The sequence below is a fragment of the Burkholderia sola genome, assembly GCF_905400185.1.
In the GTDB taxonomy this organism is placed as follows: domain Bacteria; phylum Pseudomonadota; class Gammaproteobacteria; order Burkholderiales; family Burkholderiaceae; genus Burkholderia; species Burkholderia sola.
In genome coordinates this window covers 2065827-2077820 of sequence record NZ_FR989676.1, presented here as the reverse complement: position 1 = coordinate 2077820, position 11994 = coordinate 2065827, and the positions used below count along the sequence as shown (strand labels likewise).

The window sequence follows — 11994 nt, the reverse complement described above, 5'->3', positions numbered from 1 at the left end:
ACGGCCGCCGGGCGGTGCCGGGCGGCCGATTGGTATCTCATCGATACGGGAGCTTACGTGATGCTTTCGAGTACAACGATGTCGCGGGGCAGTATAGGCACGCGGCCCGTCGGGGGATGCATTCGACGTCTGCAGCGAAAGTGCCCGCCGTAGCTGGCATCAGTCAGACGGCGATAAATCGGGCAACCGACGTTTGCCTTGAAGTTTCCGGTCCACAAACGTTAGAAAGTGTGACGCAATCGCGCGTGTACTGCACCCGCAACGCGATACGTATGTAAGCCACGCCCGAGCCGGCGAACCGATGGCAGAGCGACATGTCGCGGCCACATAACCGATACGATGCCTCTGATTCCGCCGACCGACATCAGCACGCTTGCCAGAACGCTTCGCAAGCGCTGTAAACGCAAAAGGCACGGGTTCATCACCCGTGCCTTTTGCGTATCTGGCGTTGCCTACACTCAGAACGTATGCATCATCCCCACATACGCCCCCGTCTGCGACTCGCCCGTCATCGGGCTCGTCCCCGACGTCGCATCCCGCGGCGACGCAATCAGCGAGAAGTTCGAATTCCCGCCGTTGCGGGCATACGCGACCGTGCCATACAGGAACGTCCGTTTCGACAGGTTGTACGTCGTGCCGAGCACGTACATGATCGCGTGCCCCGACGGATCGTGCGACGCGTCTCCACCGCCATCACCCACCTTCACGTAATACCCGCCGCCTGTCACAGCCCACTGCGGCGTCGCCGAGTAGGTCGCACCAAGCCAGTAATGATCCGCACGATCGGCGACACCAGCCGGGCTATCCGGCGCCTGGTAGTGCGTATACGCGCCCTGGATCTTGAACTTCGACACCTTCACGTTCGCGCCGACGAAGTACTCGCGCGACGCCGTGAAGATGTTGCTGAACTTGCCGTTGTTGTCGCGCAGTTCGTCGTAGATGCCGCGCACGTCGAGCACCGGCGAGTGGTACGAGATCATGATCCCGTCCGAGCGGCCGAAATCGTCGGCCGCGCCGTAGTTGAAGCCGCGCGACTGGTTGCCGAACGCATATTGCGCCTGCACGTCGAAGCCGCCGATCACCGGGCTGTGATATTCGATGTTGTTGCTGCTCTGCTGCCAGTTGCGGCCGCGCACAAGCGACGCCGACGAAAACGCCTGCTGCACGAACGGATCGAATTCCCACACGCCGTCGCTGTCGATGAACAGGTTGCGGCCGGCCTGCAGTTGACCCCACGTGTTGCTCTTCAACCCGACGTACGCGCGCCGCGACCACATGCGCCCGCCGCCCGTCTGGCCGTTCATCACCTGGAACGCGGTTTCCAGGTTGAAGACGGTCGACATCCCGCCGCCGAGATCCTCGACACCTTTCAGCCCGAACATGCTGGTGCCCCAGTCGCCGCTTTCCGCGCTCCAGCGCGTCCCGCTGCCGCCGTTCGGCTTCGCGATGTGGTTCAGGTATTCGATGCCGCCGTCGATCCGGCCGTACAGCGTGACGCTCGTCTGCGCAAACGCAGCCGCCGGCGTGGCGGCCGCAATCAGCCATGCGAAGTATTTGAGTCGCAAAATGATGCCCCCTCGAAGTCTCGACCGTCCGTCGCGCGCCCCATGCACGCGCCTCGGGTCGCTTATCCGCGATCGATCGAAAAACGTCCGGGGCCGGCCGCGCAGAGCGCAAGCAAGCCGCCCGAGATCGCGATGTTCTTGTAGAAATGAATCATGTTGTTGATCTGCTCGCCGCCCGTCATCGTCCAGTAGTGGTGGCCGATGATGCCGGTGCCGATCGTATACAGCGCAAGCAGCAGCGCGAGCGGCCGCGTCTGGAAGCCGACGAGGATCGCGATCCCGACGAACAGCTCCATCACGACGGAGATCGCCGCCGAGATGATCGGAGCCGGCGCGCCCTCGCTGCCCATGAACGCGATCGTACCGGAGAAGTCGATAATCTTCTTCCAGCCGAACATCACGAACAGGATCACGAGCAGGATTCGGGACAGCAGCAGCAGCACATCGCGCTGGGACGCGAGAAACGGTTGATTCGGTGTCATGGTGTGATCAACGAAAACGATGCGCGCGCAACCGCACGCACCGGATTGCCTGTGAACCGGAGCGAGCGGCCAATCGCGCCGCCCGCCCCGCTCTGCAACAACCGGCATCGGGGCCCGCCCGATGTGCTGTGCTCCTCCTCTTTTACGTTGTCGCCCTGCTTCGTCGCATGCCGCGTCAGCGCAGCTTCGCGACGTCCTGCTCGGTCACCTTCGCGGCCGGATTGCCGAACTGCCCGGTCACGTAGTTCGTCAGCGCGGCGATCTGCGCATCCGACAGCTCGTGGCGGAATGCCGGCATCCCGACGTCCTCGCTGCCGGCCTTGCGCTGCACGCCGTTCAGGATCACCTGCACGAGGTTGGTCGGATTCGGTGCGCCGACCGTCGAGTTGTGGAACAGCGGCGGATAGTAACCGTCCGGCGTGCCCTTGCCTTGCATCTGGTGGCAGGTCGCGCAGTTGCCGAGATACAGCCGCGCCGGATCGATGCCAGACGACGCGAGCGCGACGCCGCGCAGCTTCAGGCCGTCCTCGGCCGGCTTGCCCCACGACGAGCGCGACTGCTTCGCGTCTCCGCTGGCCACCGCCGGCACCGTCCGGATGTACGTCGCGATCGCGCCGATGTCGGCTTCGGTCATCTTCGAGAAGCTGTGCTCGACAGCCTCGGCCATCGGGCCGGCCGCCTGCGCAAGGCCCGGCACGCTGCCGGTGCGCAGGTACTGGACGAGCTGCTGCTGTGTCCAGCCGCCGATCCCCGCGTTCGGGTCGGACGTGATGTTGTAGCCGTCCCAGCCCGCGAGCACCGAGCCCGACAGGAAGCTGCCGCCCGTTTCGTCGAGCGACTTCTCCTGCATCGCGATGCCGCGCGGCGTGTGGCACGTGCTGCAATGCGCGAGGCCCTGCACGAGATACGCGCCGCGGTTCCACTCGGCGCTCTGCGCCGGCTTCGGCTGGTAGACGCCGTCCTTCAGGAACAGCCAGTTCCAGATCTTCAGCGGCCAGCGCATGCTCAGCAGCGCGGGGATCTCGTTCTTCGGCGGCGCCTGCTTGACCGGCTCGACGCCGTGCATGAAGTACGCGTACAGCGCCTGCACGTCGTCGTCGTTGATCTTCGCGTACGACACGTACGGCATCGCCGGGTACAGGTTGGCGCCGTTCTTCGACACGCCGTGCCGCACCGCGCGCTCGAAGTCGTCGAACGTCCAATTGCCGATGCCGGTGTCCGGGTCGGGCGTGATGTTGCTCGTATAGATCTTGCCGAGCATCGGCACCGGCATGCCGAGGCCGCCCGCGAACGGCTTGCCGCCCTTCGCGGTGTGGCACGCCATGCAGTCGCCCGCGACCGCGAGGTATTCGCCGCGCTTGACTTGCGCCGGATCGGCCGAATCGGCCGCGCGTGCGAGGCCCGGCAGCGCGAGGCAGCCGGCGAGGAGGAAGGTGAGAGTAGATTTCCGCACGGTCAGACTTCCTTCTTCAGCGTGTCCGACATCCGCAGCGCGAGCGCCGCGATCGTCAGCGTCACGTTCACCGTACCGACGGTCGGCATCGTCGAGCTGCTCGAGATGAACAGGTTCGGATGGTCGAACGTGCGGCAGTCCTTGTCGACGACCGAGTCGCGCGCATCCGCGCCCATGATCGTCGCGCCGGTGATGTGGTTGTTCGGCGCGAACTCGTCGTTGAAGACGACGTCGGTGCCGCCGAGCACCTTCGCGGCCGTCGCGTAGACCTCGCGCGTGTGCACGGCGCCGCGCTTCACGTAATCGTCGATCGCATACGTGATCTCGGGGCGCGGGATGCCGATCGCGTCGGTGGCCGTCTTGCTCGGCACGATGCGGTTCTCGGGCTGCGGCAGGATTTCGTGGAAGCAGTCGAACTGCACGTAGCGCGCGGAACGGTCGCGGATCTGCGCGTCGAGCTCCTCGTGCTTCATCAGCTTGCCGGCCTTGAAGATCTTCTGCGTCTCCTGGTTGATGCGCGACATGTTCGACAGGTGGATCTTCTTCGCGGCTTCGGTCGCACGGAACGGGCCGTCGCGGAAACCGATCAGCGACGTCATCTCCTGCGGGCCGCGGCCCGGCCACAGCTTCTCGTTCGCGTAGAACGACACGCCGGTGCCCGGATGGTCCATCAGGTTGCGGCCGACCATGTCGGAACTGTTCGCGACGCCGTTCGGGAAATCGCGGTTCGCGGACATCAGCAGGATCTTCGGCGTCTCGATGCCGTTGGCGGCGAGCACGAAATACTTGCCCTCGACGCGATGGTCGGCGCCCGTCTTGTCCTTGTAGATCGCGGCGACGATGCGCTTGTCCGGCCCAGTCTCGAGCTTGTAGACGACCGCGCTGTCGATCAGCTTCGCGCCGGCCTGCTCGGCCTTCTCGACGTGGACGATGCCGTTGTACATCGCACCGATCGGGCAGATCGGCATGCAGTTGTTGTTCCCGCAACAAGTCGGCCGGCCGTCGTACGGGCGGCTGTTGCGCGCGACGGGCTCGGTCACCACGTGGAACTTCGGGTCATAGCCGTTCAGCGCGCTCTTGATGGTCTGCTCGTTGAACGACAACGGCAGCGGCGGCATCGGGTATGCCTGCTTGCGCGGCGAGTACAGATCTTCCTCGGGGCCCGGGCCCCACACGCCGAGCTCTTCCTCGGCGCGCTGGTAGTAATGCTCGAGGTCGTCGTACTGGATCGGCCAGTCGCGGCCGACGCCGTACACGGTCTTCATCTTGAAGTCGTTCGGGATGAAGCGCCACGCCGACGCGGCCCAGTGCCACGTCGTGCCGCCCACCGCGCGGATGTACTGCGAGTTGAACTTGTGCTCGCCCTTCAGGATCAGGTAGTCGTTCGGCGGGCCGTATTCCGGATGCGGCGCCCACGGGCTCGACGGGTACGGCGCCATGAAATCGGTCTTGTCGGGCTGGTTGCGAAAACGCTCGACGATTTCCCAGCGCGGCATGCGCGGGCCGGCTTCCAGCAGGATCACGGACTTGCCCGCCATCGCGAGCTGGTGTGCAACGATCGCGCCGGCGACACCCGATCCGACGACGACGATGTCGGCTTTTTGCGTATCGGTATCGGCCATCAGGCTTGCCTCTCGATCGGTTTTTCGGCCCAGAAGCCGGGTTTGTTGGGGCAATACGAAGGGATTACGAGGGTATCGGACACCACGCTGAACATTAATGCTTCTTCGTAAGTAATCACGACGTTGTCGACGATGCCGAGATACCACGCGCCGAGAATCGTCAATGCGAGCGATTCCTGGTCGGGATTCAGCGAGCCGGATGCGAGCGCACCGGCGAGTTGCGACAGGCTGTCGGCCGTCTTGAACGAGCCCTTCTGCAGCGCCTGCAGATAGCGCTCGCCGGTGACGCGGCTCAGCCCTTTCTTGCCGGTCAATGCTTCGGAAAGCGTCATGAACGTATCGAGCGGCGCGGTGGCCGGATCGTCGGCCAGGGCCCGCAACGCCAGCGAGCCGGTGAGGCCCGCCGCCGTCAGCGCCAGTGCGCCCTGCAGCCATTGACGCCGCGTGATGCCGGTTACGGCTGCGTCGTTGTCACGACGCGATTGGGGGGTGTTGTCGTTGTGCATGTTTCCTTCTCTCGAACACCGGATTCGGGAAAACCACGCTTGATATTTCTCAAACATTGGCGCGGCCCTGAAATGTACGCGCACAAATCGGATCGAACAATCTTTTTATAGTCCATTAAATGTTCCGCAATCCGCGACAATCGATATTTCGCTGCAATTTTGTGTCGTCGGCGCGACAAATCTGCCGCGGGCACGCCCGTGTCGCGCGCCGACCACACACTGCACCTGCACGCCGTGCTGCGCGCGCGCGGCGGTCGGTTAGAATCCCGTGCAATCAAACAGAAAGCTTCCCTCCGAGGGCAATCGAGCGATGAAGCAGCACGACAAGCACAACAAAGAAACGAACCACACCCACCACACGACCCGGCTGCTCTGGCGCATCGGCGCCGTCGCGGCGCTCGGCGGCGCCGCCGCGCTGTCGCTGCATGCGGGCGCGGCGCGCACGGTGAGCGTGTCGCCGCAAGGCACCGTCACCGAAGTCCGGCAGAGCGTCGTGAAGTTCGACGAACCGATGGTCGCGTTCGGCTCGGCCTCTGCGCCGAATCCGGCGCGCGTGACCTGCAACGATTCGACGGCCGCGCGCGGCTCGGGCCACTGGCTCGACGACAAGACCTGGGTTTACGATTTCGAAAGCGACCTGCCGCCCGGCGTACGCTGCTCGGTCGCGCTCAACGACACGCTGCGCTCGGTCGCCGGCAATGCGGTCAGCGGCCCGCGTCGCTTCACGTTCCAGACGGGCGGCCCGTTCCCGGTGTCGGTGCGCCCCGGCTCCCGCGAGATCGAGGAGCGGCAGGTCTTCGTGATGAAGCTGAACGGCCCGGCCGAGCCGCGTTCGGCGCTCGCGAACATCTGGTGCGAAGCGGCCGGCATCGGCAACCGCATTCCCGTCACGGCGGCCGACGACGAGACGCGCAACGCGCTGCTCGATCATTTCGGGCTGAAGAAGGAGGCCGCGCGCGTGCTGACGCTGTCGTGCTCGCAGGCGCTGCCGGCGAGCGCGAAGATGCAGCTCGTGTACGGCAAGGGCGTCGCGAGCCCGAGCGGCATCGCGAACGAAACCGAACGACGCTTCGATTTCACCGTGCGCGCACCGTTCGCGGCGAGCTTCTCGTGCGAACGCGAGAACGCGAAGGCGCCCTGCACGCCGCTGCGCCCGCTCACGCTGTCGTTCAACGCGCCGATCGCGCGCAAGCAGGCCGAAGCGATCAAGCTGCGCGGCCCCGACGGTTCGCTGTCGCCGACCTTCGCGGCCGACGATCACAGCGAGGAAGTGACGACCGTCACGTTCAACCCGCCGCTGCCCGCGCAGGCGGCTCTCACCGTCGAGCTGCCGTCGGGCCTGCACGACGTGACCGACCGGCCGCTGTCCAACGCGGACCTGTTCCCGCTCGCGACGCGCACCGCGCCGATGCCGCCGCTCGCGAAATTCTCGTCGGGCACCTTCGGAATCGTCGAGCGCTTCGCCGAGCCCGGCACGCCCGCGCTGGTGCCCGTCACGCTGCGCAACGTCGAGGCCGACCTGCATATCGCGGGCCTCAACGCGGGCGGCGCGCAATTCGCGAACCTGAAGGTCGAGAACGACACCGCGATCCGCCAATGGATGCGCACCGTCGATCGCTTCGACAACTGGTCGATGACGGCCGGCTCGGTCGACGACCAGATTCCCGGCCTGCTGGAGCGCAAGGGGCAACGCCCGGTCTACGTGCCGCTCGAGGCCGGCGAAAAGCAGCCCGCGCCGAAGAACCGCCGTATCGACGTGCGCTCGCTGTCGCTGCTCGCGGGCGAGCCCGGCGCGCAGGTGCTGACGCTGCCGAAGGCCGATCCGAAAGCGCTGCGCCCGTTCGAAGTGGTCGGCGTGCCGATCGAGAAACCTGGCTTCTACGTGCTCGAACTCGCGTCGCCCGCGCTCGGCCGCTCGCTGCTCGCGAAGCCGTCGAGCATGTACGTGCGCACCGCCGTGCTCGTCACGAACCTCGGCGTGCACCTGAAACAGGGCCGCGAAAACAACCTCGTGTGGGTCACGACGCTCGACAAGGGCAAGCCGGTGCCGAATGCGCAGATCCGCGTGTCGGACTGCAACGGCGACGAAATCGCGGCCGGCAAGACCGACGCGCAGGGCCTGCTGAAGATCGACGGACCGTTCGAGCCGAAGCGCGAATGCAGCTCGTCGGAACAGCGCTTTAGCGACTACTTCGTGTCGGCGCGCGTCGACGATCCGAAGACGGGCCCCGACATGGCGTTCGTCAGCTCGGGCTGGAACCGCGGGATCGAATCGTGGCGCTTCAACGTGCCGACCGACACCGACAGCGCGCCGACCGTGCGCGCGCATACGGTGTTCGACCGCACGCTGCTGCGCGCCGGCGAAACCGTGTCGATGAAGCATTTCATCCGCACCGAGACGCTGCAGAGCCTCGCGTTCCCGTCGCAATACCCGACGCGCGTGACGATCCGCCATCTCGGCACCGGCCAGACGTACAAACTGCCGCTCACGTGGGCGGCCGACCACAGCGCGGATTCGCAGTTCACGCTGCCGGCCGCCGCGAAGCTCGGCGAATACAGCGTCGAGCTCGAAGGCGGCCCGGACGATGCGCCGAGCGCCACCTACTACAGCGGCAGCTTCCGCGTCGAGGCGTTCCGCCTGCCGGTGCTGAAAGGCTCGATCGGCGCGCGCGACGCGCAGAAGAGCCCGCTCGTCGCCGTGAAGGAAGCGCCGCTCGCGGTGCAGATCGACTACGTGTCGGGCGGCGGCGCATCGAACCTGCCCGTGCAGGTGTCGGCGCTGATGAAGTGGGCATCGCCGCCGTTCGCGGATCGTTTCGAGGATTTCAGCTTCACGCCGTATCGCCCCGACACGAGCGACGGCAATGCCGACGACGATGCGCAGGACGGCGACAACGCGTCGGCGGCGGCGTCGAGCAACGATCCCGACGCGACGAAGCTGATCGCCGACAAGCTGCCGCTGACGCTCGACCGCAACGGCGCGGGCTCGGTCACGCTCAAGGGCCTGCCCGACGTCGACGCACCGAAGCGTATCGCGCTGGAGGCGACGTTCGCGGACCCGAACGGCGAAGTGCAGACGATCCGCGGCGACACGATCCTGTGGCCGGCCGCGGTGGTGGCCGGCATCAAGGCCGGCCGCTGGGTGTCGGTCGGCCAGCGCGTGCCGGTGCAGGCGCTGGCGGTCGACCTGCAGGGCAAGCCGCGCGCGTCGGTGCCGATCGAGATCAAGGGCGTCGCGCGCATCACGACGTCGTCGCGCAAGCGGATGGTCGGCGGCTTCTATGCGTACGACAACAAGAGCGATACGCGCGACCTCGGCGTGCTGTGCTCGGGCAAGACCGACGACAAGGGCCGCATGGCCTGCGACGCGACGCTCGAGCAGGCCGGCAACGTGCAACTGATCGCGGTCGCGAAGGACGGCGACGGCCGAACGTCGAATGCGTCGACGTCGGTATGGGTCACGCGCGAGGACGAGCTCTGGTTCGGCGGCGACAACACCGACCGGATCGACGTGATCCCCGAGAAAACGTCGTACGAACCGGGCGAAACGGCCCGCTTCCAGGTGCGCATGCCGTTCCGCTACGCGACCGCGCTCGTCGCGGTCGAGCGCGGCGGCGTGATGGAAACGCACATCGTCGAGCTGAACGGCAAGAACCCGACCGTCGACCTGAAGGTCGGCGAATCGTGGGGGCCGAACGTCTACGTGTCGGTACTCGCGCTGCGCGGGCGGATTCGCGAGGTGCCGTGGTACTCGTTCTTCACGTGGGGCTGGAAGGCGCCGGTCGAATGGGCGCGCGCGTTCTGGCGCGAAGGCCGCCACTATGAGGCGCCGACCGCGTTCGTCGACCTGTCGAAGCCCGCGTTCCGCTATGGCCTCAGCGAGATCAAGGTCGGCACGGGCGTTCATCGCCTCGGCGTGACCGTGACGACCGACGCGACCCGCTACACGGTACGCAGCAAGGCGCAGGCGCACGTGAAGGTCACGCTGCCGAACGGTCAGCCGGCACCGGCCGGCACGCAGATTGCGATCGCGGCCGTCGACGAGGCGCTGCTCGAACTGATGCCGAACAACAGCTGGGACCTGCTCGACGCGATGCTGCGCCGGCGCGCGTACGGCGTCGAGACGGCCACCGCGCAGATGGAAATCGTCGGCCGCCGCCACTTCGGCCGCAAAGCCGTGCCGGCCGGCGGCGGGGGCGGCAGCGCACCGACCCGCGAGCTGTTCGACACGCTGCTGCTGTGGAACCCGCGCGTGACGCTCGACGCGAACGGCAGCGCAACCGTCGAGGTGCCGCTGAACGACGCGCTCACGCGCTTCCGGATCGTCGCGATCGCGGCGGTCGGCCCCGACCGTTTCGGCACGGGCAGCACGTCGATCCGCAGCACGCAGGATCTGCAACTGATCTCCGGCCTGCCGCCGCTCGTGCGCGAAGGCGACGCGTTCCGTGCGCAGGTCACGCTGCGCAACACGACCGACCGCGCGATGCAGGTCGTCGTGACGCCGCGCGTGACAGGCCTCGACGTCGCACCGCAAACCGTGTCGCTGGCCGCGAATGCGGCGACCGAGGTCGCGTGGACGATCACCGTGCCCGAACAGGCGCTCGATGCGGCCGGTGCGCTGAACTGGCGCATCGAGGCGGCCGAGCAAGGCGGCAAGCGCGCGTCCGACGCGCTGGCCGTCGCGCAGAAGGTCGTGCCCGCGCTGCCGGTGACCGTGCAGCAGGCGACGCTCGCGCAGGTCGACGGCACGCTGACGGTGCCCGTCGCGGCCCCGGCCGGCGCTGTGAGCAACGCACAAGGCGTGCCGCGCGGCGGCATCGCCGTGTCGCTGCAGTCGAAGCTCGCCGACGGCCTGCCCGGCGTGCGGCGCTGGTTCGAACGCTATCCGTATCGCTGCCTCGAACAGCAGACGTCGCGTGCGATCGGGCTGCGCGACCCCGCGCAATGGCAGGCGCTGATCGCGCGCATGCCCGTCTATCTCGACAGCGACGGGCTGGCGAGCTACTTCCCGCCGTCGTCCGACGATTCGCATCATGGCAGCCCGACGCTGTCGTCGTATCTTCTCGTGGTGTCCGACGAAGCCAGCCGCCTCGATCCGCGCTTCGCGCTGCCGGAAGACCTGCGCACGCAGCTCGAGGCCGGGCTCGCGCGCTTCGTCGACGGCCGCCTCGAGCGCAACGCGTGGGCGCCGCGCCAGGATCGCGACCTGCGCAAGCTCGCCGCGATCGAGGCGCTGTCGCGCTACGGCGCCGCGCAGGGCCGCATGCTCGGTTCGATCGAGATCGCGCCGAACCAGTGGCCGACCTCGGCGGTGATCGACTATCACGCGATCCTCACGCGCGTGAAGGACATCCCGCAACGCGACGAGAAACGCGCGCAGGTCGACCAGATCCTGCGGGCGCGCCTGACTTACCAGGGCACGCAACTCGTGTTCTCGACCGCGCGCGACGACGACCTGTGGTGGCTGATGACCAGCAACGAGACCAACGCCGCGCGCCTCGCGCTGGAATTCGCGGGCGACCCGGCATGGAAGGACGAAATGCCGCGCGTGACCGCCGGCCTGCTCGCGCTGCAACGTCAAGGCGCATGGCAGACGACGACGTCGAACGCACTCGGCCTGCTCGCAGTCGAGCGCTTCTCGCGGACCTACGAGAGCACGCCGGTCGCCGGCGCGACGAAGGTGGCGCTGGGCGGCGACGAGCGTTCGATCTCGTGGTCGCAAGCGGCATCGGCCGCGCCCGCCGATGCGCCTGCGTCGGCCACGCCGGCGACCCGCGCGGCCGCCGCGCGCAGCGTGCTGATGCCGTGGCCGCGTGCGTCGCAGGGGCCGGCCACGCTGTCGGTCACGCAGGACGGCACGGGCCGCCCGTGGGCCACGGTCGAAAGCCTCGCGGCGGTGCCGCTGCGCGCGCCGTTCGCGGCCGGCTACCGGATCACGAAAACCGTCACGCCCGTGTCGCCAGCCGTCAAGGGTGTGCTCACGCGCGGCGACGTCGTGCGCGTCCATCTCGACATCGACGCGCAGAGCGACATGACGTGGGTCGCCGTCAACGATCCGATTCCGGCCGGCGCGACGATCCTCGGGTCGGGCCTCGGCCGCGATTCCGAAGCCGCGACGCAGGGCGAGAAAACCCCCGACGGCGCGTGGCCGGCGTTCATCGAGCGCGACTTCGACGGCTATCGCGCGTACTACGACTATTTGCCGAAGGGCAAATTCTCGGTCGAGTACACGGTGCGGCTGAACAACGTCGGCACGTTCGGATTGCCGCCGACGCGCGTCGAGGCGCTGTATGCGCCGTCCGTGTACGGTTTGTGGCCGAACCCGCCGATGACCGTGAAGCCGGCCGACGCGGGCAAGTAACCGGG

At 67.2% G+C, this 11994-nt stretch carries 6 protein-coding genes; 1 reads left to right on the top strand and 5 read right to left on the bottom strand.

What is annotated here, in order from left to right:
- Nucleotides 1-458 precede the first annotated feature (458 nt).
- The 5 genes from KR541_RS25775 to KR541_RS25755 form a co-directional block, all read right to left on the bottom strand.
- Nucleotides 459-1565: a porin gene (locus tag KR541_RS25775; RefSeq protein WP_089489432.1), complete on the bottom strand. Its 1107-nt coding sequence runs from the start codon at nucleotides 1563-1565 to the stop codon at nucleotides 459-461.
- A 62-nt stretch (nucleotides 1566-1627) separates the two neighbouring features.
- A complete protein-coding gene (locus tag KR541_RS25770; RefSeq protein ID WP_050012789.1) occupies nucleotides 1628-2047 on the bottom strand; it encodes a DoxX family protein in 420 nt (139 codons plus the stop codon).
- A 175-nt stretch (nucleotides 2048-2222) separates the two neighbouring features.
- Nucleotides 2223-3500 (bottom strand): cytochrome c, encoded by a 1278-nt coding sequence (locus KR541_RS25765; RefSeq protein WP_050012790.1) that lies wholly within the window; start codon nucleotides 3498-3500, stop codon nucleotides 2223-2225.
- Between the two features lie 2 nt (nucleotides 3501-3502).
- Entirely contained in the window at nucleotides 3503-5122 is a 1620-nt protein-coding gene (locus KR541_RS25760) for a GMC family oxidoreductase (protein WP_069617960.1), read from the bottom strand.
- Nucleotides 5122-5628, bottom strand: coding sequence for a sugar dehydrogenase complex small subunit (locus tag KR541_RS25755; RefSeq protein WP_050012792.1), 507 nt, complete (start codon nucleotides 5626-5628; stop codon nucleotides 5122-5124). The genes KR541_RS25760 and KR541_RS25755 overlap by 1 nt, the downstream gene beginning before the upstream one ends.
- 310 nt (nucleotides 5629-5938) lie before the next feature.
- Between KR541_RS25755 and KR541_RS25750 the strand changes: the two genes are divergently transcribed.
- Nucleotides 5939-11989, top strand: coding sequence for an alpha-2-macroglobulin family protein (locus KR541_RS25750; RefSeq protein WP_050012793.1), 6051 nt, complete (start codon nucleotides 5939-5941; stop codon nucleotides 11987-11989).
- The last annotated feature ends 5 nt before the right edge of the window (nucleotides 11990-11994 follow it).